Source organism: Mycolicibacter sp. MU0083 (genome assembly GCF_963378075.1).
In the GTDB taxonomy this organism is placed as follows: domain Bacteria; phylum Actinomycetota; class Actinomycetes; order Mycobacteriales; family Mycobacteriaceae; genus Mycobacterium; species Mycobacterium kokjensenii.
The window spans coordinates 3,472,478-3,498,018 of sequence record NZ_OY726394.1; the positions used below are offsets into that span (position 1 = coordinate 3,472,478).

The window sequence follows — 25,541 nt, forward strand, 5'->3', positions numbered from 1 at the left end:
TGGCATCGACCGCGATCCGCACCGCCGGCCGCAGCCGGATTCACGGATTTGTTCGGACAACATATGTCATTCTTCGATCTGAAGAATACTATTCCGCAGCGGCAAGCGGGGAGTCAAGGGCCGAAAGTGCCGACCCGTCGGGCTTATTGTCTGGACCAACGCGGCCGGGTGCACCGCCGCTCCGGCGTCCCGCAGCCGGCGGCGCGTCCCCGCCGGGGCCAACGGTCGGCGATTGGAGATCGGCGTTGCAGGTGAGCTACTTTGACCACTCCCGTTGTCAGCGAAACCCCTAGGAGATGAGAGTGCCGTCCGGTCAAGGCCGAGGCCGCTGGTCCGGGGTTCCCCTGAAGGAGCGGCCGGCGCTGCGTCGCAGCGAGTTCATCGCCGCCGGCGTACAGCTGCTCGGCGACGAAGGCGGGCCCACCCTGACCATCCGTTCGGTGTGCCGCGAGGCCAAGCTGACCGAACGCTACTTCTACGAGAGCTTCACCGACCGCGACGAATTCGTCCGCGCCGTCTACGACGACGTGTGCACCCGCACGATGGAAGCGCTGATGACCACGCGCACGCCGCGCGAGGCCGTGGAGTGTTTCGTCGCCCTGATGGTCGACGACCCGGTGCGCGGCAGGGTGCTGCTGCTGGCACCGGAGAGCGAACCGGTCCTGACCCATTCCGGGGCGAGATGGATGCCCACCTTCATCACGATGGTGCAGCGCACCCTGACCCAGTTCGGCGATGCGGCGGTCCAGCAGATGGTCGCGACCGGGCTGATCGGCGCGCTGACCGCGCTGTTCACCACCTACCTGGCCGGTCACCTGCAGGTCAGTCGCGCCCAGTTCATCGATTTCTGTGTCGACATGCTGCTCAGCACGCAGGCGCAACGTGAGGACGACGCCGACCGGCGCTGAAACACGCCCCGGAAAAACTTGATGCTACCGACGGACACAGATATATTGCCTGCAACTAGTCGACACAGATATCTGGGGAGCGGGCATGGCACGGGAATGGACCGACCTAGAGGTACTGCACGAGCTCGAGCCGGTCGTCGAGAACGCGGTCAACCGGCACTTCTCGATGGCCAAGGACTGGAACCCGCACGACTACGTGCCGTGGTCGGAGGGCAAGAACTACTACGCGCTCGGCGGGCAGGACTGGCACCCCGAGCAGTCGAAGCTGTCCGAGGTCGCCCGGACCGCGATGATCCAGAACCTGCTGACCGAGGACAACCTGCCGTCGTACCACCGCGAGATCGCGATGAACTTCACCATGGACGCCCCCTGGGGCACCTGGGTCAACCGGTGGACCGCCGAGGAGAACCGGCACGGGATCGCCCTGCGCGACTACCTGGTCGTCACGCGTAACTGCGACCCGATCGAGCTGGAGACACTGCGGATGGAGACCGTCAACCGCGGCTTCAGCCCGGGCCAGAACCACCAGGTCCAAGACGACCTGTTCGCCGAGAGCATCTTCGACTCGGTGATCTATGTCAGCTTCCAGGAGCTGGCCACCCGCATCTCGCACCGCAACACCGGCCGGGCCTGCAACGACCCGGTCGCCGACCAGCTGCTGGCCCGGATCTCGCACGACGAGAACCTGCACATGATCTTCTACCGGGACGTGGCCGCCGTCGGCTTCGACATCGCACCCGATAAGGCGATGGCCTCGCTCTACCGGGTGCTGGCCAACTTCCAGATGCCCGGGTTCGTGGTCCCGGAGTTCCGCCGCAAGGCGGTGATCATCGCGGTCGGCGGTGTCTACGACCCGATGATCCACCGCGACGACGTGGTGATGCCGGTGCTGAAGAAGTGGGGCATCCTCGAGCGCGAGTTCAGCGGCGAGGCCGCCCACTACCAGGAGAAGATCGGCCAGATCGTCGCCGAACTGGACGAGACCTGCGTGAAGTTCGAAACGGCCAAGCAGCGCCGGCTCGAGCGGGAGGCCAAGATGGCCGAGAAGCGTGCCGCCAAGAAGGTGCTGGAGCCATCGGCACCGTAGTCGACGGCGTAGGCAACGGCGGCGACCTGCGTCGCCCGGCTGCGCCGCGCTCGCAGTCGCCGCGCGACCTGGCGGCGCGACCGGCGCTGCGCATCGGATCGATCGAGCTGGCCAGCCCCGTGGTGCTGGCCCCGATGGCCGGTGTCACCAACGTCGCATTCCGCACGCTCTGCCGCGAGCTGGAAGTGTCCCGCGCCGGAACGGTCAGCGGGCTGTACGTGTGCGAGATGGTGACCGCGCGGGCCCTGGTCGAACGCCATCCCGCGACGTTGCACATGACCACGTTCGGACCGGACGAGTCACCGCGATCGCTGCAGCTCTACACCGTCGACCCCGACACCACCTACGCCGCGGCGAAGATGATCGCCGACGAGGGGCTCGCCGACCACATCGACATGAACTTCGGCTGCCCGGTGCCGAAGGTGACCCGGCTCGGCGGGGGTTCGGCCCTGCCCTACAAGCGGCGCCTGTTCGGCAACATCGTCGCCGCCGCGGTGCGCGGCACCGCGGGCACCGATATTCCGGTGACGGTCAAGTTCCGTATCGGGATCGACGACGCCCACCACACCCACCTGGATGCGGGCCGTATCGCCGAGGCCGAGGGCGCCGCCGCGGTGGCGCTGCACGCGCGGACCGCGGCACAGCGCTACTCCGGGACCGCGGACTGGGAGCAGATCGCGGCGCTCAAGGCCGAAGTCCGCTCCATTCCGGTGCTGGGCAACGGGGACATCTTCGAAGCCGGCGACGCGCTGGCGATGATGGCGTCCACCGGCTGCGACGGCGTGGTCGTCGGCCGGGGCTGCCTGGGACGCCCGTGGCTGTTCGGCGAGTTGTCGGCGGCGTTCGCCGGCCGCCCCACCCCCACCCCGCCCACGTTGGGCGAGGTCGCCGACATCATCCGCCGCCACGGCGAGCTGCTGGCCGCCCATTTCGGCGAGGACAAGGGTATGCGGGAGATCCGCAAACACGTCGCCTGGTACCTGCACGGCTTCCCCGCCGGATCCGAGCTGCGGCGCACCCTGTCGATGGTGACCACACTGGCCGAACTGGACGGGCTGCTGAGGCAGCTGGACGGATCGATCCCCTTCCCGGACGCCGCCACCGGCCCCCGCGGGCGCCAGGGATCGGCGGCCAAGGTCACGCTGCCCGAGGGGTGGCTGGACGACCCCGACGACTGCGCGGTTCCGGCCGGAGCGGACATTATGCATTCGGGTGGCTGAAATGAGACTCACTCGACATCGCGTGTCTGGAAAGTTCTCACTAGAATAAGTAGCTTGTTGCCCCGGGCAGAGATCCTCTCTGCGGGGGTGGATGCGAGTACGGAGACCAATGCCGATCATCCGTACTGCACCGGCGTGCGATCGACGCGCGCGGGTATGACGACTCGGAGGCCCTTGAGGACATGAGTGACGGCGACAGCGCCACTCCTGGCCACGGGGCGCCCGACGGCGGCGACGACGGTGACCACCAGCTCATGACGCTGGCACCGCCGGAGCGACCCGCTCCCTGGGAACGCTGGCAGAACTCCGCCCCCGAACCCCCCGCTGCGCCGCGGCGCAGCGGCTCACGGCGCCGCAACGGCGGCAACGGTTCGGTGAGCGTCGCCGACCTGATCGCCCGGGTCAACGCCGACGCTCCGCCGTCGGGTGGGCGCCGTCGACGCCGGGCCGCCGGCCTGCCCCCGCAGACCTTGGAAGCGCCCGCGCCCCTCGTCGTACCCGAACCCGAACCCGAGTCCGACCGTCTCCCGGTCCCCGATATCGCCGAGGCCCCGGCCCCGGCACCGTCGCCCGATATCGCCGAGGTGGCCTACCCGTCGGAACTGCCCGACCTGGACCGCATCCACGGCACGACGCTCGACACCGCCCCGGACACCGACTGGGATGCGGCGGCCGCGACCGTCGAGCTTCCCGACGTGGAGCACGAGATCCCGCCGGTGCGGATCGATCCGCACCGCCGTACCGCCACCGAGCAGAGCGAGCCGCCCCGGGCCGCACCGCACCGCCGGGCGAAGCTCGCGGGTCGGGCGGTCGCGGCGATGCTGGCGATCTTCACCCTGGTGCTCACCGGTTCGGCCTGGCAGTGGAGCAGCACGAAGAACCGCAGTCTCAACCATGTCAGTGCGCTGGACCCGGGCTCGCACGACATCCTCGACGCGGCCGGCCAATACGGCGACGAAAACTTCCTGATCGTCGGTGCCGACACCCGCGCCGGCGCCAACAGCGACATCGGGGCGGGCAGTGTCGAGGACGCCGAAGGTGCGCGTTCGGACACGATCATGCTGGTCAACATCCCGGCGAACCGCAAACGGGTGGTGGTGGTGTCGTTCCCGCGGGACCTGGCGATCACCCCGATCGAATGTGACGTCTGGAACGCCGCGACCGGTGTGTACGGCCCGATCTACGACGAGGAGACCGGCACCTACAGCGACGAGACCGTCTACACCGAGACCAAACTGAACTCCACCTACGCCTACGGCGGGCCTAAATGCCTGGTCAAGGAGATCCAGAAGCTGTCGGGGCTGGCGATCAACCGATTCATGGCCGTCGACTTCGTCGGCTTCGGCAAGATGGTCGACGCGCTGGGCGGTGTCGAGGTCTGCACCCCCAGCCCGCTCTACGACCTCGAACTGGGCAGTGTCCTGGAGAATCCCGGCCGGCAGCGGGTCAACGGCGCGACCGCGTTGAACTATGTGCGCGCGCGCAACGTCACCACCGAGGACAACGGGGACTACGGCCGCATCAAACGCCAACAGTTGTTCCTGTCGTCGCTGCTGCGCTCGCTGATCTCCACCAACACGTTCTTCTCTCCGACCAAGCTCAACAACGTGGTCAACATGTTCATCGGCGACAGCTCGGTGGACAACATCACCACCAAAGACCTGGTGAACCTCGGCCAGTCCCTGCAGAAGGTCTCCGCCGGACACATCACCTTCGTCACCGTGCCGACCAGTGAGACCGACGAGAACGGCGACGAGGTTCCGCGGATGGACGACATGCGGGCACTGTTCGACGCGATCATCAACGACGACCCGCTGCCCGGCGAGAACGACCACAACGCCACATCCGTGCCGACCACCACTACCGGCCCCACCACGGCGTCGAGTTCGCAACCGGCTGCACCGAGCAGCACCGCCAAACCGCCCAGCGAGCGGGTACGCGCGGTCACGACCTCGCCGGGCACCGTCACCGTGCGGGTATCCAACGCCACCGAGCAGACCGGCCTGGCCGGGGCCACCTCCACGGAGCTGCAGCAGTGGGGGTTCAACGTCGACAACGCCGACGACTACCCCGGCATCGTCAAGACCACCAAGGTGCTGTTCTCGCCCGGCAACGAGCAGGCGGCGGCCACGGTCTCCTCGGCGCTGTCGGGGGCGCCGATCGAGCGGGTCAGCGGGCTGGGCAGCATCGTGCGGGTGGTGCTGGGCTCGGACTTCCGCGCGGTGAGCAAACCGGCCGCCGGCGGCTCGACGATCAACGTCATCCTCAACCGCGGTGCCAACGTCGAGCCCACCGAACTGCCCGACGACCTCACCGTCACCAACGCCGCCGACACCACCTGCGAGTAGCCCCGCGGTGCTGCCCACCACGCCGAGCGCGATCCGGGGCTAATCTTGAAACCATGCGAACCGCGTACCACGAGCAGCTCTCGGAGCTGGCCGAAGAACTCGGCACCATGTGCGGCCTGGCCGGTGCAGCCATGGAACGCGCCACCCAAGCGCTGCTGCAGGCGGATCTGATGCTGGCCGAACAGGTGATCAGCGATCACGAGAAGATCGCCGCGATGAGCACCCACGCCGAAGAGGCCGCCTTCGTGCTGTTGGCGTTGCAGGCCCCGGTCGCCGGCGACCTGCGGGCCATCGTCAGCTCCATCCAGATGGTCTCCGACATCGACCGCATGGGCGCACTGGCGCTGCACGTCGCCAAGATCACCCGGCGACGCCATCCGCAACACGCACTTCCCGAAGAGGTCAACGGATATTTCGCCGAGATGGGTCGGCTCGCCGTCGAGCTGGGCAACAGCGCCCGCGAGGTGCTGCTGTCCCGGGATCCGGAACAAGCCGCCCGGATCCGCGAGGAAGACGACGCGATGGACGACCTGCACCGGCACCTGTTCTCGGTGATGATGGACAAGGAGTGGCCGCACGGCGTGGCCGCGGCCGTGGACGTCACCCTGCTGGGCCGGTTCTACGAGCGTTTCGCCGACCACGCCGTCGAGGTCGCCCGCCGGGTGATCTTCCAGGCCACCGGCAAGTTCCCCGAAGACACCGCGGAGTAGCTCCCCTAGAGCTGCTTGAGTGCCTTGAGGATCCGCTGCTCGCTGACCGGGCGCGGAGTACCGAGCTGCTGAGCCCACAGACTCACCCGTAGTTCCTGGATCTGGCGGGCGATGTCGCGCACGTCCTCGTCCCGGTGACGTGCCGTCGGCAGCGTCGCCAGCAGGTCGTCATAGGCGTCCTGCACCGCCTGTACCCGAGCCATCCGGTCCCGATCGGCCGCCAGCGCGCGCGGCAACTGCTCCAGCCGGCGACGGGCGGCGGTCAGGTAGCGGGTCAGATCGCCCAGTCGGGCACGCCCGGTCGCGGTGACGAACCCGGGAGCCAGCAGTACGTCCAATTGGCCGCGGACATCGGCCAGCGACTCGGCCTGGGCAGCCGGCGGCTGCCCCGGCAGCGCCAACTCGATATCCCGGGCCACGGCCAACACCTGCGCCACCCGGTTCACCACGTCGGCGGTGGTCGCCACCAGTGCGGCGGCCACCCGGTTCCGCAGTGCGACGTACTCGTCGCGGGTCCACACCGGCGACGGGCACAGCGCGTCGGTGGCGGCGTCGGCGCAGTCGTCGATCAGGTCGGTCAGCGAGCCGTCGGGATTCGCCTTGAGCATCAGCCGGGTCTGCGAACTGAGCTGCCGCTCCACGGCTTTGACCGGTGTGGCGATCTCGCAGCGCAGCAGTCTGCGGATGCCGGGCCGCAGCGCCGACCGCTGTTGGGCCGCGGTCGAGAACACCCGCAGCTCCGCGGTGTCCCCGGCGTCGACGAAAGCCGGGAAGCCGCGGACCTCGCGGCCCGCCACCAGCCGCTGCACCCCGGTGGGGAGCGTCTCGAGGTCGTCGGGCCAGGCCCGCAGGCCGGTGCGTTCCAGCTCGGCCCCGACCGTCTCGGCCACCGCGTCGCGGGCCGGATCGGCCAGCCGCTCCTGCAGCACGGCGAGGTCCTTGCCCCTACCCACCTCGGTACCGTCGGCGGCCTCGACGGCGAACGTGACCCGCAGGTGTGCCGGGAGTTTGGACAGGTCGAAGGCGTCCAGCGGCACCGCCACGCCGGTGCGGCGACGCAGTTCCGCGGACAGCGCCCCCAGCAGGGGTTCGCCGCGGGCGGCGTCGATCGCCGACAGCACGGCGCGGGCGGTGTCGGGTGCCGGTACGAAGTTGCGCCGCAGGTCCTTCGGCAGTGACCGGATCAGCGCGGTGATCAGTTCTTCGCGCAGCGCCGGCACCTGCCAGGCGAATTCGTCACCGCCGAGGCGGGCCAACACGTCGATCGGGACGTGGACGGTGACCCCGTCATCGGCGGCGCCCGGCTCGAAGCGGTACGTCAGCGGGAGCGTCATGTCCGCGGTCGCCCAACTGTCCGGCCGGTCGGCTCCGACCGTTTCGTCGGTGCGCAGCAGTTCGTCGCGGGTGAAGGTCAGCAGGCCCGGGGTGGCCTGGCGCTGCTTGCGCCACCAGCCGTCGAAGTGCCGCGCCGAGACCACGTCGGCCGGTATCCGGGCGTCGTAGAGGTCGTAGACGGTGTCGTCGTCGACGATCAGATCGCGGCGCCGCACCCGGTCCTCCAATGCCTGCAACCGGGTGCGCAACTCCGCGTTGTCGGCCAGGAACCGGTGCTTGCCGGTCCAGTCGCCCTCCACCAGGGCGTGCCTGATGAACAGTTCCCGGGCCACCGCCGGTTCCACCCGGGCGTAGCCGACCCGGCGGCGCGCCACCAACGGCAGCCCGTAGAGCGTGGCCCTTTCGAAGGCCATCACCTCACCGCGCTTGGCGTCCCAGTGCGGCTCGCTGTAGCTGCGCTGCACCAGGTCGCCGGCGACCCGTTCGACCATCTCGGGTTCGATGCGCGCCGCCGTGCGCCCGAACAGCCGACTGGTCTCCACGAGTTCGGCCACCATCGTCCAGCGCGGCGGCCGTTTGGCCAGCACCGATCCGGGTGCCAGCACGAATTTCGAATTCCGCGCCCCGGCGAACTCGCGGCCGTCGTCGCGGCGCATCCCGACGTGCGACAACAGTCCGGCCAACAGGGCGGCATGGATCGCCGCGGGCTTCGCCGGATCGTCGGCCGGTCCCCTGGTGTCGCGGATACCGATATCCCCGGCGATGCTGCGCAGCTGTCCGACCAGGTCCTGCCATTCCCGGATCCGCAGGTAGTGCAGGAACTCGTCCCGGCACATCCGTCGAAACGCGCTGCCGCTCAAGGCTTTACGTTGCCCTGATAGATACGACCACAGGTTGAGGTAGGCGATGAAGTCCGATGCGTCGTCGGCGAATCGCGCATGTTTGGCCCGGGCGGCCTCCTCCCGCTCCAGCGGCCGCTCCCGGGGATCGGGGATGGTCAGGGCGGCGGCCAGCACCAGTACCTCACGCACGCACCCCTCGGCCTCGGCGGCGACGATCATCCGACCCAGGCGCGGATCCACCGGCAGCCGGGCCAGCCGGCGTCCGACGGCGGTGATCGCACCCTGCGGAGTGAAGGCGCCGAGTTCGACCAGTAACTGCACCCCGTCGCGGATGCTGCGCGAATCCGGTGGGTCGAGGAAACCGAAATCCTCCATCGCACCCAGCCGAAGCGATGCCATCCGCAGCAACACCGCGGCCAGATTGGTGCGCAGCACCTCGGGATCGGTGTAGCGCGGGCGGGCCTCGAAGTCGGCCTCGCTGTAGAGCCGGATGCATACCCCCGGTGCGGTGCGGCCGCACCGACCGCTGCGCTGGGCGGCGGAGGCCTGCGAGATGGGTTCGATCGGCAGCCGCTGCACCTTCAGCCGGCGGCTGTACCGGGAGATCCGGGCATTGCCGGGGTCGATGACATAGCGGATACCCGGCACGGTCAGCGACGTCTCGGCCACATTGGTGGCCAGCACGACCCGGCGGCCGGCCCGGGACGGGGCGAAGACCTTCTGCTGTTCGGCGGTGGACAGCCGCGCGTACAGCGGCAGGATCTCGGTATTGGTCAGCCCGCCGAGCGCCTCCGCGGTATCACGGATCTCCCGCTCGCCGGAGAGGAACACCAGGATGTCGCCGGGCGGCTCGGCGGAGAGTTCCTGCACCGCGTCGACGATCGCCTCGATCTCGTCGCGGGTCTCGGTGCGGATGATCTCGTGGTCGGGATCATCCGGGTCGTCCCCGGCATCCGAGGCGACCGGCACCTCCAGGGGCCGGTAACGGATCTCCACCGGATAGCTGCGACCGGACACCTCGACGATCGGGGCGCCGCCGGTGCCCGCGAAGTGCGCCGCGAACCGCTCGGGTTCGATCGTCGCGGAGGTGATGATCACCTTCAGGTCGGGGCGCCGCGGCAGCAGCTCGCGCAGGTAGCCGAGCAGGAAGTCGATGTTGAGGCTGCGCTCGTGGGCCTCGTCGATGATCAGGGTGTCGTAACGCAGCAGGCGGCGGTCGCGTTCGAGCTCGGCCAACAGGATTCCGTCGGTCATCAGCTTGATCAGCGTGCGATCGGAGACCCGGTCGGTGAATCGGACCGCGTAGCCGACGACGTCACCGAGCGGGCTGCCCAATTCGTCGGCGATGCGCTGGGCGACGGTGCGGGCGGCCAGCCGCCGCGGCTGGGTGTGGCCGATGGTGCCGCGGATCCCGCGGCCGAGCTCCAGACAGATCTTGGGGAGCTGGGTGGTCTTTCCCGAGCCGGTCTCGCCGGCCACCACCACCACCTGGTGTGCCTTGATCGCCGCGGCGATCTCGTCGCGGCGGGCGCTGACGGGCAGATCGGGGTAGCCGACGGCCGGAACCGCGGCGGCCCGCGCGGCGGTCAGGGCCTGACCGGCCGCGATCTGCTCGGCGATGTCGCGCAGCTTCGCGTCCTGCCCGTTGCGGACATTCTTCAGCCGTCCGCCCAGTCGGGCCGCATCGCGAAAGGTCAGCTCGTCGAGGAGTTTGCGCAACTGCGCGACGGACGGTTCGACCACTTCGCGAAGGATACGGGGCCGATCGACTAAGTTGTCATCTGGTATTTAGCGAATCCACGTTGACGCCGCCAGAGTTCCACTGTTAGATACTACTGTTCACCGTTTTGGGGTATGTGGTGATCCGGTCCGCACGTGATCGTTGCCGATTCGCGGCCGGTTTCTCCTGGTGATACCGCGTCCGCGGCCGTCACCGTGATGAGCTTGCGAAAGGGGCCGATGTGAAACTGCATGGAATTGGTACGGCGCTGGGCATCGTGGCGACCGGAGCGCTGGTGTTGTCCGGATGTGGCAGCGACCAGAACTCGAGCACCGCGGAGAAGACGTCGGCGGGCACCGCGGCCGCCGGCGCCGCCTGCGGTGGCGCGGACACCCTGAAGGCCAGCGGTTCGACCGCCCAGCAGAACGCGATGGCCCGGTTCGTCAACGCGTTCATCAAGGAGTGCGCGGACCAGAACGTCAACTACACGGCCAACGGATCCGGCGCCGGCATCCGTGAGTTCGTGGGCGGCCAGACCGACTTCGCCGGTTCCGACGTGCCGCTGAGCACCGACGAGTACGCCCAGGCGCAGCAGCGCTGCGAATCGCCGGCCTGGAACCTTCCGGTGGTGTTCGGCCCGATCGCGATCACCTACAACCTCGAGGGCGTCGACAACCTCGTCCTCGACGGCCCGACCGCCGCGAAGATCTTCAACGGAACCATCACCAGCTGGGATGACGAGGCGATCAAGGCGCTCAACCCGTCGGCCACGCTGCCCGGGGAGCCGATCCGCGTGGTGTTCCGCAGCGACGAGTCCGGGACCACCGACAACTTCCAGAAGTACCTCGATGCGGCGTCCGACGGGGCGTGGGGCAAGGGCGCCGGCAAGGCGTTCAACGGCGGCGTCGGCGAAGGCGCCAAGGGCAATGACGGCACCGCCGGCGCCATCGCGACCACCGAGGGGGCGATCACCTACAACGAGTGGTCGTTCGCCCAGGCCCAGAACCTGGCCACCGCCCAGATCGTCACCTCCGCGGGCCCCGAGCCGGTCGCGATCAGCACCGAATCGGTGGGCAAGACCATCTCCGGTGCCGTCATCAAGGGCGAAGGCAACGACCTGGTGCTCGACACCATGTCGTTCTACAAGCCGACCGCGGCGGGTTCGTACCCGATCGTGCTCGCCACCTACGAAGTGGTGTGCTCGAAGTACCCCGACGCCGAAGTCGGCACCGCGGTGCGGATGTTCCTGAAGTCCACGATCGGCGCGGGCCAGAACGGTCTGGCCGACAACGGCTACGTGCCGATCCCCGAGGCATTCAAGGCGCGCCTGACGACCGCCGTCGACGCCATCTCGTGACCGACGCACAACCATCGAACTCACTCATCGGTAACGGCTCCCCGCGCGGGGAGCGACTGTTCCGGGCCGCGGCGGTGGCGGCAGGATCGACGGTGGTGTTCGCGATCGCACTGATCGCGATCTTCCTGCTGGTCCGTGCCGTCCCGTCGTTGCTCGCCAACGAGGCGAACTTCTTCACCAGCCCGCAGTTCCGCACCACCGACCCCAAGCACCTGTCGTTCGGCATCCGGGACCTGCTGATGGTCACGGTGCTCAGTTCGCTGTTCGCGTTGGCGCTGGCGGTGCCGATCTCGGTCGGCATCGCGGTTTTCCTCACCCATTACGCGCCGCAGCGGCTGACCCGGCCGTTCGCAGTGGTGATCGACCTACTGGCCGCGGTGCCGTCGATCGTCTTCGGCCTGTGGGGAATCTTCGTCCTGGCGCCGATGCTGGTGCCGTTGATGCGGTTCCTGCGCAGCCACCTGGGCGACTGGCTGTTCCTGTTCGCCAAGGGCAACGTGTCGCTGGCCGGCGGCGGCACCATCTTCACCGCGGGAATCGTGCTGGCGGTGATGATCATTCCGATCATCACGTCGGTCTCCCGGGAAGTGTTCCGGCAGACGCCCTTCGCCCACATCGAGGCCGCCCAGGCATTGGGTGCCACCCGCTGGGAGGTGGTGCGGATGGCCGTGCTGCCCTACGGCCGCAGCGGCGTGATCGCCGCGGCGATGCTGGGCCTGGGGCGGGCGCTGGGTGAGACGGTCGCGATGCTGATCATCCTGCGGGCGGCGGCCCGGCCCGGGAACTGGTCGCTGTTCGACGGCGGCTACACGTTCGCGTCCAAGATCGCTTCGGCGGCGGCCGAGTTCAGCGCCCCGCTGCCGACCGGCGCCTACATCGCGGCCGGGTTCGCCCTGTTCGTACTCACGTTCGTCGTCAATGCCGCCGCACGCGCGGTGGCCGGTGGCAAGGTCAACGGATGACAACCAACCAGCTCGACACGCCGATCAAGCGGTCGGTGCCGCACCACCTCAGCCTGCGGCGGCGGGTGACCGACAAGGTCGCCACGGCGGCGTTCTACAGTTCGTTCGCGGTGGCGGCGGTGCCGTTGATCTGGCTGCTCTGGGTGGTGGTGGCCCGCGGGTGGCATGCGATCGCCAACCTGAGCTGGTGGACGCATTCACAGCGCGGCGTGCTGCCGGAGGAATTCGCCGGTGGGGTCTACCACGCGCTGTACGGCACGCTGGTGCAGACCGGGGTGGCCGCCGCCATGGCGGTCCCGCTGGGCCTGATGACGGCGATCTATCTGATCGAATACGGCGGCGGCCGGTGGGCGAGGTTGACCACCTTCATGGTCGACGTGCTCGCCGGGGTGCCCTCGATCGTGGCGTCGCTGTTCGTGTTCAGCCTGTGGATCGCCACCCTGAAATTCGAGCAGAGTGCGTTCGCGGTGTCACTGGCGCTGGCCCTGTTGATGTTGCCGATCGTGGTGCGCTCCACCGAAGAGATGCTCCGCCTGGTCCCCGACGAACTGCGGGAGGCCAGCTACGCGCTCGGGATACCGCGGTGGAAGACGATCCTGCGCGTCGTCGTTCCCACCGCGCTGTCGGGCATCCTGTCGGGAATCTTCCTGGCCGTCGCCCGGATCATCGGCGAGACCGCTCCGGTCCTGGTGCTGGTGGGCTACAGCCGATCGATCAACTACGACATCCTGCACGAGAACATGGCGTCGCTGCCGCTGTTGATCTACTCGGAGTTGTCGAACCCGCAGGCCGCCGGCGTCGCCCGCGTCTGGGGTGCGGCGCTGACGCTGATCATCCTGGTCGCGGTCAGCTCGATCGTGGCGGCGATCGCAACCAGGATCACCGCGGTCAAACACCGCTGAGCCGAGCGGGAACCGACCGGCTAGGCGCCGGCCAGTTTCACCACCCGGTTGTTGCCCCGGTCGGCGACATAGACGGCGCCGTCCGGACCGACCGCGATCTGCAGCGGCGTGTTCAGGCCGCTGAACGGCAGCTTCGTCTCGTGGCCGCCGCCGGCGCCCATCTTCACCACGGTGTGGCTGTCGTGGTTGGCGACGTAGACGTTGCCGTCCCGGTCGAGGGCCAAGCCCCACGGGGCGGACAGGTCCGAGAAGGGAAGGTCGGTCTGGGTCTGGGATCCGGCGGCGAGCTTGACCACCCGGTCGTTGTCGGTATCGCTGACGTAGATGTTGCCGGCGGAATCGATCACCACATCGTCGGGATGCCGCAACCCGGTGAAGGGCAGCACCTCCTGGGCGTCGGACCCGGCCGGCAGCTTGAGCACCCGGCCGTTACCCCGGTCGGTGACGTAGACGCTGCCTTCGGCGTCCACCGCCAGCCCTTCGGGATAGTTCAGCCCGGTGAACGGCAACTCGACCTGGTCGGTGGCGTCCTTCTCCAGCTTCAACACCCGATTGTTGAAGTCGGTGACGTACACCGTGCCGGCGCGATCGACGGTGACACCCTGCGGTTCGTACAGCCCGGTGAAGGGCAGCAGCACCGGCGTGGTCGAACCCGCCTCCAGCTTCACCACCCGGCCGTACATGCTCTGGTTGGTGGCGTAGATGGTTCCGTCACCGTCTACGGCCACCCCGCCCGGGGAGAAGCGGAAGTTCAGTCCGTCGAAGGCCACCACGCTCTGCCCGTTCGACGATGCCGCGGACGCGGTCGCCGACGTCGAGGAATCCGAGCGGTGCGTGGCCGCGTAACCGACCACCCCACCCACGACGATCAGCAAGGCCGCCGCGGCCGCGGCCGGCACCATCCACCGGCGCTCCCCCCGCTGCTTTGGCTCGGCGGGCGCCGCCGGCACGGGCGCAGAGAACGCGTGCGCCTGCGGGCGCGCGGGCTGTTCGGGCCACCCGGCGGCGGCGGGCCGCAGCTGGGTCTGATCTTGCTGGTGGCCGTAGGCGTTCGGTGGGTAGCCGTGCTGGGCCCCGGTGGCCGACGGCTGCCAGTGCCCGGCACCGGTAGCGCCCCCACCACCGTTGGTGGCGGTACCGACCGGGCCGGAGATCCGGGTGGCCGCATCGCCGTGCTGCAGGATCATCGCGGCCTGATGCTGCTCGGCGGTGGTCAGCGCATCGTGGGCGGCACGGGCCAGGTCACCGGCGCTGCTGTAGCGCTCCCGCGGATTCTTGGCCATCCCGCGGGCGATCACCTGGTCCAACGCGATCGGCACCACGCCCGGACGTAGCTGGCTCGGCCGCGGGGCGGGCTCCATCAGATGTGCGGCGATCAATCGCTCCACGGTCTCGGTCGGGTACGGCCGCATACCGCAGAGGCATTCGCTCAACACACAGGCCAGCGAGTAGATGTCGGCCCGGTAGTCGACGTCTCCCCCACCGAACCGCTCCGGTGCCATGTAGTTGTAGGTGCCCAGCGCCATCCCGGTCTGGGTCAGCTCCGGATCGGCCGCGGCGCGGGCGATGCCGAAGTCGACCAGGTAGGCGAAGTCGTCCCGGGTGAGCAGGATGTTCTCCGGCTTGATGTCGCGGTGGGTGATCCCGCTGGCGTGCGCGGCGTCCAGCGCGGAGGCCACCTGTTCGATCACCGCCACCGCGCGCGCCGGCGCCAGCGGCCCGGAGCGCTTCAATTCGACGCTCAGGTCCCGCCCGTCGATCATCCGCATCTCGACGTACATCTGCCCGTCGATCTCGCCGTAGTCGTGGATGGGCACCACGTGCGGTTCGGTGAGCCGGCCGGCCGCGTCGGCCTCGCGCTGCATGCGGGCCCGGAACGAGGGGTTGCCCGACAGTGCCGGAGTGATCAGCTTCAGCGCCACCGACCGGCGTTTGCGGGTGTCCTCGGCCTCGTAGACCTCGCCCATGCCGCCGCGTCCCAGCAGGCGAACCAATCGGTAGGGCCCGAATTCGGTGCCCACCCGCGAAGCCGAGTCATTGTTATTCACGACGCTCCATTCACCCAGAACAAATTGGCATGAGCCGATCTGCTGTTGCGTAAACAGCAGATTAACTGAAGGTTACCAGCAAAAAACGGGCGGCGCAGAACGTAATCCATCAGGTGATCGCGTCGATCGCGGTCTTCAATTTCTCGGTAAATGAGGGCGGCAACGGAATGTAGCCGAACTGGTCGAGATCGTGCTGTCCGTCGGTAATCGCCACATTCATGAACGCCTTGACCGCCTGCGCCGTCGTCGCGTTGGGATATTTGGAGCAGACGATCTCGTAGGTCACCAACACGATCGGATAGGCGCCGGGGGTGGTCGGCTTGTAGAACGACGCGGTGTCCACCACCAGGTCGTTACCGCTACCGCTGAACTTGGCTCCCTCGATGGTCTTGTCCACCGATTCCACGGAGATGGCCACCGGCTCGGGGCCGGCCGAGGTGACGATCCGGGCCATGCTGAGGTTGCGACCCACCGCGTAGGACCACTCGTTGTAGGTGATCGCCCCGTCGGTGGTCCGCAACAGCCAGGAAGTACCGTCGTTGCCGGCCGCGCCGGTGCCGGTGCCGCCGTTGAAGACCTTGCCCGAACCGTGACCCCAGGCACCGTCGGAGGCGACGTCCAGATACTTCTGGAAGTTGTCGGTGGTCCCGGACTTGTCGCTGCGGTACACCACCTGAATGGGTTGGGCCGGCAATTGCACGTGCGGGTTGAGCGCCTGCAGCGCGGGGTCGTCCCAACTGGTGATGGTGCCGTTGAAGATCTTGGCCAGCGCGGGCCCGTCCAGGTTGAGCTCGCTCAGGCCGGCGATGTTGTAGGTCACCGCGATCGGGCCGAAGACCGTCGGCAGGTGCCAGGGCGTCGAACCGCACCGCGCCGCGACCCGCTGCGGCTCTCCGGTGGACGCATCCAGCGGCGAGTCCGAGCCGGCGATATTCGTCTGCCCGCTGGCGAATTCGGCGATCCCGGTACCGGATCCGTTGGCCCGGTAGTCGATGGTGTAGTCCGGACAGGCCCGGATGTAGGCGTAGGCGAACTGCTCGATCGCGTGCGACTGCGCCGTCGAACCGCTCGCGGTCAGCTTCTGCTTGCCGCCGCACTCCACCGACCCGGAACCCGACGCCTTCGACGAGTCACCACCACCGCAGGCGACGACCGTCAGCAGTACACCTGCCAGCAGGCACGACGCGACACCGAATCGCTTTATCTTCACTACGCTCCTATGGGGTCAGCACGCTAACTCCACACGGTAGCCGAATATGGCAATTCGTCAACCAAAGCGGCCGGAAATATAGTCCTCGGTCTCCTTGCGGCTGGGGTTGGAAAAGATCTTTTCGGTGCCGTCGATCTCGACCAGGCGGCCGGGTTTGCCGACGGCTTCCAGGTTGAAGAACGCGGTCTGGTCGCTGACCCGAGCCGCCTGCTGCATGTTGTGGGTGACGATGACGATCGTGTAGTCCTGCTTGAGCTTGGCGATCAGCTCCTCGATGGCCATCGTCGAGATCGGGTCCAACGCCGAACACGGCTCATCCATCAGCAGCACGTCGGGTTGTACGGCGATGGCGCGCGCGATACACAACCGCTGCTGCTGCCCCCCGGACAGGCCGCCGCCGGGACGGTCCAGTCGGTCCTTGACCTCGTTCCACAGGTTGGCGCCGCGCAGGGAGTGCTCGACGGTCTCGTCGAGCAACTTGCGATTGCGCACACCCTGCAGTTTCAGCCCGGCGACCACGTTGTCGCGGATCGACATGGTGGGGAAGGGATTGGGGCGCTGGAACACCATGCCGATGGCTTTGCGCACCCCCACCGGGTCGATGGAGGACTGGTAGATGTCCTCACCGTCGAGCAACACCGAGCCCTCGACCCGCGCACCGGGGATGACTTCATGCATCCGGTTGAGCGTGCGCAACACCGTCGACTTGCCACAGCCCGACGGCCCGATGAACGCCGTGACACTGCGCGGTGGCACCGACAGGGACACGTCGGCGACCGCATGAAACGCCCCGTAGTAGATGTTGACGTCGTTCAGGTCCAACCTTTTGGCCACTAGCAGCCTTCCTCACTCGACTCAACCTGCATCGACTCAACCCGTCCCGTTGCGGCGTGAATTTTCGCCAGACTAGACGACTAAACCTTCTTAGGCGCAAATAGCCGTGCGCCCAGCCTAGCCACAATATTAAGTATGGCGATCAACAGGATCAGCGTCAGTGCCGCACCCCACAGCCGATCGGTGGGTACCGGGATGGTGCCCGCGCCCGCGGATGTCTGGTCATACATCATTCCCGGCAACGACCCCATAAAGCCGTGGAACATATCGAAATTCATCGCCTGCGAATAGCCGACCAGGATCAGCAGCGGGGCGGTTTCCCCCATCACCCGGGCCAACGCCAACAGAATCCCGGTGATGATGCCGGGCAACGCGGTCGGGATCACGATGCTGGTGACGGTCCGCCACTTCGGCGCGCTGAGCGCATAGCTGGCTTCGCGCAGATCCATCGGAACGATCCGGAGCATCTCTTCGGTGGCGCGCACGATCACCGGCACCATCAACAGCACCAACGACAACGACACCGCCAGGCCCGAGCGGTGGAATCCCAGGGTCGCCACCCACAGCGCGTAGACGAACAACGCCGCCACGATCGACGGCACCCCGGTCAGGATGTCGACAGTGAAGGCCGTCAGCCTGCCCAGTCGGGTACCGCCGCCGTACTCCACGAGGTAGATCGCCACGAGGACCCCGACGGGCACCGAGATGGCCGCACACGTCAGTCCCTGCAGCAGCGTCCCGACGATCGCGTGGTAGGCACCGCCGCCGGCCGTGAACGCGGTCATACCGGCCTGCGAGTGGGTCCACCAGACGCGGGAGCCGACCACACCCAGCCCGAAGTCGATCACCGTGTAGAGCACCCACGCCAGCGGCACCAACGCCAGCACCATCGCCGCGGTCATCAGCACCGTGGCGATCGCATCGACGATGCGTCGGCGCAGCCCGACCCGCACGAACGAGCGCGGTTTCAGCGGCCGGTCCAACAGGTCGGTCATGACGGCCCCTTCCGGCCGATGGCGACCCGCGCCAGCGCGTTGACGATCAGCGTCAGCACGAATAGCACCAGACCGCCGGCGATGTAAGCACCCGCCTTGTACTGGTCGTTGAACTCCGACGCCGTCGCGGCGATCTTGGTCGCGAACGTGGAACCGCCGTCGAACAGCGACCAGTTGAACGCCTTCTGGGTGGACCGCAGGATGATCAGCAATGCGACCGTCTCGCCGAGCGCCCGCCCCAATCCGAGCATCGCGGCACTGATGTAGCCGGACCGGCCGAACGGCAGCATCACCATCGTGACCACTTCCCAACGCGTCGCACCCAGCGCCAGCGCGGCCTCGACCTGACCGCGCGGAGTCTGGGCGAACACGTCGCGACTGACCGCGGTGATGATCGGCAGGATCATCACCGCCAGCACGATCCCGCCGGTGAAGATGGTGCCGCCCCCGGCGACCGACGCGTTGCCGGTCGCGAACAGAAAGAATCCGCCGAGGTGGTCGTTGAGCCACACCGCGGTGCCGCGCAGCTGCGGCCCCAACACGTACAACCCCCATGCGCCGTAGATGATCGAGGGCACCGCGGCCAACAGTTCGACCAGGTATCCCAGCGGCCCGGCCAACCGGCGCGGCGCGTATTCGGTCAGGTAGACCGCGACCCCCAGGGCCACCGGCATGGCCAGCAGCAGTGCGAACACCGACACGAACACCGTCACCTGCAGCAGTTCGGCGATACCGAAATGCATGGCGGAGGTATCGGTGGTGACCCAGGCGCCACCGAAGGTGAAAAAGTTCTCCCGGTTGCGCTGCAATGCCGGTATCGCCCGGAACAGCAGGAAGGCTCCGACGGCGGCTATCAAAACGATGATCGACACCCCGGAGGCTTCGGCCACCAGGCGAAACGCCCGGTCCCGGAAGCGGTTTCCGCCGATGCATTCCCGGTCCGGAAGCACCGGGGGCGGCGTCATGGACGAGGCAACGATGCTCGACACCCCCTCGTCGATTGCGGCATCACCGTTACTGGATGGCGTCGATGGCGGTGCTCAGCCGCCGCTTCAGCTTCTCCGGCAACCGCACGTACCCCGCGCCCGACAATTCGTCCTGGCCTCCGCCCGACGCCGTCCGCAGGAACGACTTCACCGCGGCCGACGTATCCGGCTCGTAGCCCTTGGAGCAGACGATCTCGTAGGTCACCAGCACCAGCGGGTAGGCGGCCGGCTGCTTGGTGCCGTAGAGCGACCTCAGATCCAACCGCAGGTCGTTGCTGTCGTCCGACTCGAAGTCGGCCGATTGGATCGCGACACCGGCGGCTTCGTCGGTCGCGGCGACCACGCCGGCACCCGAGTCGATCATCGCCGACCGGAGATCCGCCTGGACGGCGAAGCCCTGCTCGACGTAGCCGATGGCACCCGGGGTGCTCTGCACCGCCTGCACCACGCCCGCCGACTTCTGCGCTCCCTCACCGGCATTGCCCTGGAATTCACTGCCCGCACCGAAGGTCCAGGCCTCCGGTGCCGCGGCGCTGAGGTATTTCTGGAAGTTGTCGGTGGTACCCGAGGAATCCGACCGGAAGATCGGCGTGATGGCGATCGGCGGCAGCTCCGTCCCCGGATTGAGGGCGATCAGCGCGGGGTCGTCCCAGTGGGTGATGGTTCCGCTGAAGATCCGGGCCAGCACGTCGCCGTTGAGCACCAGGTGCTCCACCCCGTCGAGGTGATAGGGCAGGCTGATCGCGCCGAACACCAGCGGCAGGTGCCAGGCCGGATTCTGGCCGCACCGGTCGGCCGCTTCGACGGCCTGCGTGTCGCTCAGCGGAGAGTCCGATCCGGCGAAGTCGACGTGCCCGGCGATGAACTGTTCTCTGCCCGCCCCCGATCCGGTGGGGTTGTAGGAGAGATTGTTGCCCGCGCACTGCTTGGCCCACACCCGGTTGAACACCGCGATCGCGTTCTGCTGAGCCGTCGATCCCTCTGCGGTCAGGCTGCGCTTCCCCTCGCACCGAGCGGAGTCCGCCGCGTCCGCGGTGTAGCCGGTCGCGATGTTGTCGTCGCTACCGCAACCGCTCAGCCCCAGACCCGTCGTGGCGGCCGCAAACAGCGCAAGACCCGCCGTCGTGCGTCTCATCGCTCCTCGCCCTTCTCGCTCTGCGTTGGAAAATCCTTCCGGGGAACGTATGCGCCACTCATGGATGGCAACCGCATGGCAGATGAACGATCGGTGAACAGATGTCGTGAGCGGTCAGCCGCGGGCGGATGTCGCGTAGGCGGTGTCGACGCTGTACACGGTGAAGCCCAACCGCTCGTAGGTCCGCAACGCCGCGGTGTTGTCGGCTTCGACGTAGAGCAACACGGTGGGATCGTCGACGTCGGCGAGCCGGTCCGCCAGATAGACCAGGCCGATCTCGGTGAGCACGCCCCCCAGGCCGCGGCCCTGCGCGGCCGGGTCGACCCCGACCACGTAGACCTCACCGGCTTGCTCGGCCCCCGGTTTGCCGCGGTGGATCTTGGTCCAGTGGAACCCGAGCAGCGTGGACCCCTCGAACGCCAGGAACAGCCCCTCGGGATCGAACCAGGGCTCGGCCCGCCGCTCGGCCAGGTCGGCGACCGTCCAGCCGCCCTGCTCGGGATGCCAGGAGAAGGCGGCGTTGTTGACCCGCAACAGTTCGGCGTCGTCGGCGGGGCCGGCATAGGTGCGCACCGACACCCCGGGCGGAGCCGCCGTCGAGCCTGGCTGAACCGCCGGCTCCGGCACGCCGTGCAGCGACCGTCGCATCTGGAGCAGCTCACGCACGGTGTCCAGGCCCAGCGCCGCGGCGGTCGCCCGGGCCGCGGGCAAGGTGCCGTGGGCCCAGAACCGGGTGCCCCCGTCGGTTCTGTCCAACGCGGCGCGGGCCAGTGCCGTCCCGATCCCGCGCCGTCGGGCCTGCGGCGCCACCACCAGTTCGGCCATCGGCGGAGCGTCGTCGGAGCCACCGGGCAGGTTGAGGTAGCCAAGTACCGCGGCCCCGTCCCGGGCGAGCAGATGTTCGGTGCGGGACGCGGCCAGCTCCCGGAGCACCTGCTCACCGACCGGGGCGACACCGTCGTGGGTACCGGCGACCGCGATCAGCTCACGGACCTGCCGTTGCTCGTCGTCGGTGAGCGCGGCTCGCCACTGCGGGGCGGTCACTGGTTCGCCAGCGACTCGGGCGCGCCACCGTCGGCCCCGTCGAGATCGTCGAGCGCGTCGTCCCCGGCGCTGTCGTCGGCGGCGCCCGCCGGGTGGCCTCGGGCCGGCCGGACCGCCTTGTAGCCGACGTTGCGGACGGTGCCGATCAGTGACTCGTACTCCGGCCCGAGCTTGGCGCGCAGCCGCCGGACGTGGACGTCGACGGTGCGTGTGCCCCCGAAGAAGTCGTATCCCCACACCTCTTGCAGCAGCTGCGCCCGGGTGAACACCCGCCCGACATGCTGGGTCAGGTACTTGAGCAGCTCGAATTCCTTGTAGGTCAGGTCCAGCGGCCGACCACGCAGCCGTGCGGTGTAGGTACCCTCGTCGATGACGAGTTCGCCCAGCTTGGTCTGGCCGGAAGCCTGATCGGCGGCCGGCGCGCCAAGCCGCCCGACCAGCAAGCGCAGCCGGGCATCGATCTCGGCCGGACCGGTGCCCGGTAGCAGGATCTCGTCGATGCCCCACTCCGAGTTGACGGCGACCAGACCGCCCTCGGTCACCACGGCCACCACCGGAACCGACCCCGCAGCACCGCTGAGCAGGCGGCACAGGCCCCGTGCACCGGCCAGGTCGGTGCGCGCGTCGACCAGCACCACCTCGGCCGTACCGGCCTCGAGCAGCGCAGAGACCTCCGGCGCCGCCGTCCGCACGGTGTGTGCCAACAACGACAGCGACGGCAGCACTCCGTCGGAGTGCGGGTCGGCGGTCAACAGCAGTAGTTCCAAAGAGGCCCTCCAGCGTCCCAGGTGCTCTAACGATAACGTGCGACCTGCCAGAATGACCGGGTGCGCAGGGTGCTTATCGGTATGTCGGCCGCGGTGGCGGCTCTGGTCGTCGTCGCGGTCGGAGCCGATTTCGGTACCGCGGTCTACGCCGAATACCAGCTTTCGCGGGCGGTGCGCCAGGCCAACGACCTGACCGTGGATCCGTTCGTGGCGATCCTGGACTTCCCGTATCTGACCCAGTTGCGACGCGACCACTACGACGAGGTGGAGATCAAGGCCCCCGCGGTCGAGCGCCCGCTGATCGGCAAAGCGATGCTGGAAGCCACCATGCACTCGGTCGACCTGTCCGAGGCGACGTGGCGATTCCGGCCGGATGCGCCGATCCCGGTGGCCAAGCTGGAGAGCCGAATCATCATCGGCTCAGTGCATCTGGGCCGCTACCTCGGTATCCGGGACCTGATGATCGAGGCGCCGCCGGCCGAGTCCGACGACAGCACCGGTGGCACCACCGAGTCGGGGATCTCCAGCGAGCAGGGGCTGGTATTCACCGGGACGCCAGCGGGTTTCGGGAAGCGGGTCAGCGTGTCGGTGGACCTGTCGATCGGCGGACCGGACCGGACCACCCTGATCATCACCCCGACCGGCATACTCACCGGGCCCGACACCGCCGACCAGAAGGTTCCCGACGAGCAGCGGGCGTTGGTGCTCAACGCCTTCCGCGGCAGCCTGCCGCAACAACGGTTGCCGTTCGGGTTGACCCCGACCGCCCAGGGCGCCCGCGGCTCCGACGTGATCATCGAGGGCATCGCCGAGGACATGACGGTCACGCTGCCCGGTTTCCGGCGATGACGGGCGTCGTCGCGGCCGTCGCCGCCCTGGCGATCGCCGCGGCACTCGGATGGTTGCTCAACCGGCGGTCCGGGGCCCTGCGCAGCGTCGCCGACCCCGGCCCCGCCGGCGATCCGACCGGGGACGCCGCTTCCCTCGGACTGGACGCCGGGCGGCCCGCCCTGGTGCATTTCTCCGCGCCGTGGTGCGGACCGTGCGCGGCGCTGCGCCGGGTGGTCGAGCAGGTCTGCGACGACCTCGGCGTCGCGCACCGGGAGATCGACATCGACGCCGATCCCGACGCCGCCCGCAGATTCTCGGTGCTGTCGCTGCCGACCACGGTGATCTTCGACGGCGACGGCCGGCAGCGGTACCGGGCTCCCGGCGTCCCGACCGCCGCGGACCTGCGATCCGCGCTGGAACCTCTGTTGGCCTGACGACCTGGTCATTGGGTACTCTGTACCTCGTGTTCGCCCGCCTCGAGCTCGTGCTCACCAAGCGCCGCACAGTCGACCTGTGCCGCACCGCGGGCTTCTGCTGTTGTCGTTGTCGCTGAAGCGCGACGTTTTCGCGTCGCTTCGGAGCGCCCGGTAATCCGTGGCATGTCTCCACCAGCCATTCGCCACGACAGCACCAGGGAGCATTCCATGCAAAAGACCGACACCACACAGGTGGACGTCCGCGGCCCCCGTTTCGTCGCCTGGGTCACCACCGTGGTCCTGGTGGCCGTCCTGCTGATCGCCGGCGTCAGCCCGCACGGCGCCGCCGCACTGTTGGCGGCTCAGGCGGTGGTGTTCGCCGTCGGCGCGGCGCTGGGTCCGCGCCGCCACCCGTACGGGGTGGTGTTCGCCCGCCTGGTGGCACCGCGACTGGGACCGGTCACCGAGCGGGAACCGGTTGCGCCCCTGCGCTTCGCCCAACTCGTCGGCCTGCTGTTCGCGGTGATCGGGCTGGCCGGTCTCCTCGGCGCCGAACCGCTCGGATCGATCGCGACCGCGGCGGCGCTGGTGGCGGCGTTCCTCAATGCCGCCTTCGGTATCTGCCTGGGCTGCCTGCTGTACCCGCTTGCGCTGCGCCTGCACCCGGTATCGGCACCGTCGAACTGACCGCCCGGAAGAACGGAAAGGATCCCCGCCATGGCACGCTCTGACGTCCTGGTCTCCACCGACTGGGCCGAGAGCCATCTCGACGCGCCGCACACCGTCTTCGTCGAGGTCGACGAGGACACCAGCATCTACAACACCAGTCACATCCCGGGTGCCATCCGGTTGGACTGGCGCAAAGACCTGCAGGACCCGGTGCGACGTGACGTGATCGATGCCGAGACCTTCTCCGCACTGCTCTCCGAACGCGGCATCGCCAACGACGACACCGTGATCCTCTACGGCGGCAACAACAACTGGTTCGCCGCGTTCGCCTACTGGTATTTCAAGCTGTACGGGCACGAGTCGGTGAAGCTGCTCGACGGCGGCCGCAAGAAGTGGGAGCTCGACGGGCGCCCGCTGTCGGCCGAACCGGTCGAGCGTGCCGCCACGTCCTACACCGCCAAGCCGATGGACGAGTCCCTGCGGGCCCGGCGCGACGAGGTGGTCGCCGCGATCAACGTCACCAACCTCGTCGACGTGCGCTCCCCCGAGGAGTTCTCCGGCAGACTCCTGGCACCGGCGCACCTGCCGCAGGAGCAGAGCCAGCAGCGTGGGCACGTACCCGGTGCGATCAACGTGCCGTGGAGCCGGGCCGCCAACGAAGACGGCACCTTCAAATCCGATGAGGAGCTGGCCAAGCTGTACGCCGACGCCGGACTGGATGGTCAGCGGGAGACCATCGCCTACTGCCGGATCGGTGAGCGCTCGTCGCACACCTGGTTCGTGCTGCGTGAACTGCTCGGGCATCGCAATGTCAAGAACTACGACGGTAGTTGGATGGAATACGGCTCCCTGGTGGGCGCCCCTATCGAATTGGGAAGCTGATATGTGCTCTGGACCGAAACAAGGACTGGTCTTGCCGGCCAATGTCGACCTGGAGAAGGAAACGGTGATCACCGGTCGCGTGGTCGACAGCGACGGGCAGACGGTCGGCGGGGCCTTCGTCCGGCTGCTGGACTCCTCGGACGAGTTCACCGCCGAAGTCGTCGCCTCGGCCACCGGCGACTTCCGGTTCTTCGCGGCGCCCGGGGCGTGGCGGGTGCGGGCACTGTCCTCGGCCGGCAACGGCGACGCCGTGGTGACGCCGTCGGGTGCGGGCCTGCACGAAGTCGACATCAAAGTCGCCTGAGCACGCAGCACCTACCCGACGGCGGCGTC

The 25,541-nt window shown here is 68.3% G+C and carries 22 protein-coding genes; 13 read left to right on the plus strand and 9 right to left on the minus strand.

Annotated features, from left to right (window positions below; all coding sequences use genetic code 11):
• Window positions 1–302 precede the first annotated feature (302 nt).
• The 5 genes from RCP38_RS16330 (at window position 303) to phoU (ending at window position 6,273) form a co-directional block, all read left to right on the plus strand.
• The gene (locus tag RCP38_RS16330; protein ID WP_308473963.1) at window positions 303–908 is read left to right on the plus strand and encodes a TetR/AcrR family transcriptional regulator; all 606 of its coding nucleotides are present in this window, start codon (window positions 303–305) and stop codon (window positions 906–908) included.
• An 85-nt stretch (window positions 909–993) separates the two neighbouring features.
• On the plus strand, window positions 994–1,995 hold the full coding sequence (locus RCP38_RS16335; protein WP_308473964.1) for an acyl-ACP desaturase: 1,002 nt from the start codon (window positions 994–996) through the stop codon (window positions 1,993–1,995).
• A gap of 86 nt (window positions 1,996–2,081) precedes the next feature.
• Entirely contained in the window at window positions 2,082–3,215 is a 1,134-nt protein-coding gene (dusB, locus tag RCP38_RS16340; RefSeq protein WP_308477368.1) for a tRNA dihydrouridine synthase DusB, read from the plus strand.
• Window positions 3,216–3,397: 182 nt separating this feature from the next.
• On the plus strand, window positions 3,398–5,563 hold the full coding sequence (locus tag RCP38_RS16345; RefSeq protein WP_308473965.1) for an LCP family glycopolymer transferase: 2,166 nt from the start codon (window positions 3,398–3,400) through the stop codon (window positions 5,561–5,563).
• A 53-nt stretch (window positions 5,564–5,616) separates the two neighbouring features.
• The gene (gene phoU, locus RCP38_RS16350) at window positions 5,617–6,273 is read left to right on the plus strand and encodes a phosphate signaling complex protein PhoU (RefSeq protein ID WP_308473966.1); all 657 of its coding nucleotides are present in this window, start codon (window positions 5,617–5,619) and stop codon (window positions 6,271–6,273) included.
• A 5-nt stretch (window positions 6,274–6,278) separates the two neighbouring features.
• On the opposite strand, the gene hrpA is transcribed toward phoU, so the two are convergent.
• Entirely contained in the window at window positions 6,279–10,193 is a 3,915-nt protein-coding gene (hrpA, locus tag RCP38_RS16355) for an ATP-dependent RNA helicase HrpA (RefSeq protein ID WP_308473967.1), read from the minus strand.
• A gap of 218 nt (window positions 10,194–10,411) precedes the next feature.
• Between hrpA and pstS (RCP38_RS16360) the strand changes: the two genes are divergently transcribed.
• The 3 genes from pstS (RCP38_RS16360) to pstA (RCP38_RS16370) are packed head-to-tail and all read left to right on the plus strand — an operon-like array spanning window position 10,412 to window position 13,391.
• The gene (gene pstS / locus RCP38_RS16360; protein WP_308473968.1) at window positions 10,412–11,527 is read left to right on the plus strand and encodes a phosphate ABC transporter substrate-binding protein PstS; all 1,116 of its coding nucleotides are present in this window, start codon (window positions 10,412–10,414) and stop codon (window positions 11,525–11,527) included.
• Window positions 11,524–12,489 carry a phosphate ABC transporter permease subunit PstC gene (gene pstC / locus RCP38_RS16365; RefSeq protein WP_308473969.1) on the plus strand — a complete coding sequence of 322 codons (966 nt, stop codon included), beginning with the start codon at window positions 11,524–11,526 and terminating at the stop codon, window positions 12,487–12,489. Before pstS (RCP38_RS16360) ends, pstC (RCP38_RS16365) begins: the two co-directional genes overlap by 4 nt.
• Entirely contained in the window at window positions 12,486–13,391 is a 906-nt protein-coding gene (pstA, locus tag RCP38_RS16370; RefSeq protein WP_308473970.1) for a phosphate ABC transporter permease PstA, read from the plus strand. The genes pstC (RCP38_RS16365) and pstA (RCP38_RS16370) overlap by 4 nt, the downstream gene beginning before the upstream one ends.
• Window positions 13,392–13,411: 20 nt before the next feature.
• On the opposite strand, the gene RCP38_RS16375 is transcribed toward pstA (RCP38_RS16370), so the two are convergent.
• The 8 genes from RCP38_RS16375 to RCP38_RS16410 all read right to left on the minus strand — a co-directional run bounded on the left by RCP38_RS16375 (window position 13,412) and on the right by RCP38_RS16410 (window position 22,410).
• Window positions 13,412–15,439 carry a serine/threonine-protein kinase PknD gene (locus tag RCP38_RS16375; protein ID WP_308473971.1) on the minus strand — a complete coding sequence of 676 codons (2,028 nt, stop codon included), beginning with the start codon at window positions 15,437–15,439 and terminating at the stop codon, window positions 13,412–13,414.
• Between the two features lie 109 nt (window positions 15,440–15,548).
• Entirely contained in the window at window positions 15,549–16,649 is a 1,101-nt protein-coding gene (gene pstS / locus RCP38_RS16380; RefSeq protein WP_308473972.1) for a phosphate ABC transporter substrate-binding protein PstS, read from the minus strand.
• A 57-nt stretch (window positions 16,650–16,706) separates the two neighbouring features.
• Complete coding sequence (pstB, locus tag RCP38_RS16385; protein ID WP_308473973.1) at window positions 16,707–17,483, minus strand: phosphate ABC transporter ATP-binding protein PstB; 777 nt, start codon at window positions 17,481–17,483, stop codon at window positions 16,707–16,709.
• Window positions 17,484–17,563: 80 nt separating this feature from the next.
• Window positions 17,564–18,478, minus strand: coding sequence for a phosphate ABC transporter permease PstA (pstA, locus tag RCP38_RS16390; protein WP_308473974.1), 915 nt, complete (start codon window positions 18,476–18,478; stop codon window positions 17,564–17,566).
• Window positions 18,475–19,443 (minus strand): phosphate ABC transporter permease subunit PstC, encoded by a 969-nt coding sequence (gene pstC / locus RCP38_RS16395; RefSeq protein WP_308473975.1) that lies wholly within the window; start codon window positions 19,441–19,443, stop codon window positions 18,475–18,477. The genes pstA (RCP38_RS16390) and pstC (RCP38_RS16395) overlap by 4 nt, the downstream gene beginning before the upstream one ends.
• Window positions 19,444–19,492: 49 nt before the next feature.
• Window positions 19,493–20,599, minus strand: coding sequence for a phosphate ABC transporter substrate-binding protein PstS (gene pstS / locus RCP38_RS16400; protein WP_308473976.1), 1,107 nt, complete (start codon window positions 20,597–20,599; stop codon window positions 19,493–19,495).
• 114 nt (window positions 20,600–20,713) lie between these two features.
• Window positions 20,714–21,643, minus strand: a complete 930-nt coding sequence (mshD, locus tag RCP38_RS16405) for a mycothiol synthase (protein ID WP_308473977.1) — start codon at window positions 21,641–21,643, stop codon at window positions 20,714–20,716.
• Window positions 21,640–22,410 carry a winged helix-turn-helix transcriptional regulator gene (locus tag RCP38_RS16410; RefSeq protein ID WP_308473978.1) on the minus strand — a complete coding sequence of 257 codons (771 nt, stop codon included), beginning with the start codon at window positions 22,408–22,410 and terminating at the stop codon, window positions 21,640–21,642. The genes mshD and RCP38_RS16410 overlap by 4 nt, the downstream gene beginning before the upstream one ends.
• Window positions 22,411–22,470: 60 nt before the next feature.
• On the opposite strand from RCP38_RS16410, the gene lmeA reads away from it, so the two are divergent.
• The 5 genes from lmeA (at window position 22,471) to RCP38_RS16435 (ending at window position 25,512) form a co-directional block, all read left to right on the plus strand.
• On the plus strand, window positions 22,471–23,259 hold the full coding sequence (lmeA, locus tag RCP38_RS16415; RefSeq protein ID WP_373692383.1) for a mannan chain length control protein LmeA: 789 nt from the start codon (window positions 22,471–22,473) through the stop codon (window positions 23,257–23,259).
• Window positions 23,256–23,675, plus strand: coding sequence for a thioredoxin family protein (locus tag RCP38_RS16420; protein ID WP_308473979.1), 420 nt, complete (start codon window positions 23,256–23,258; stop codon window positions 23,673–23,675). Before lmeA ends, RCP38_RS16420 begins: the two co-directional genes overlap by 4 nt.
• A gap of 210 nt (window positions 23,676–23,885) precedes the next feature.
• The gene (locus tag RCP38_RS16425) at window positions 23,886–24,344 is read left to right on the plus strand and encodes a DUF4395 domain-containing protein (protein ID WP_308473980.1); all 459 of its coding nucleotides are present in this window, start codon (window positions 23,886–23,888) and stop codon (window positions 24,342–24,344) included.
• Window positions 24,345–24,374: 30 nt separating this feature from the next.
• Window positions 24,375–25,208: a sulfurtransferase gene (locus RCP38_RS16430; protein WP_308473981.1), complete on the plus strand. Its 834-nt coding sequence runs from the start codon at window positions 24,375–24,377 to the stop codon at window positions 25,206–25,208.
• A gap of 1 nt (window position 25,209) precedes the next feature.
• Entirely contained in the window at window positions 25,210–25,512 is a 303-nt protein-coding gene (locus RCP38_RS16435) for a DUF1416 domain-containing protein (protein WP_308473982.1), read from the plus strand.
• Window positions 25,513–25,541 lie beyond the last annotated feature (29 nt).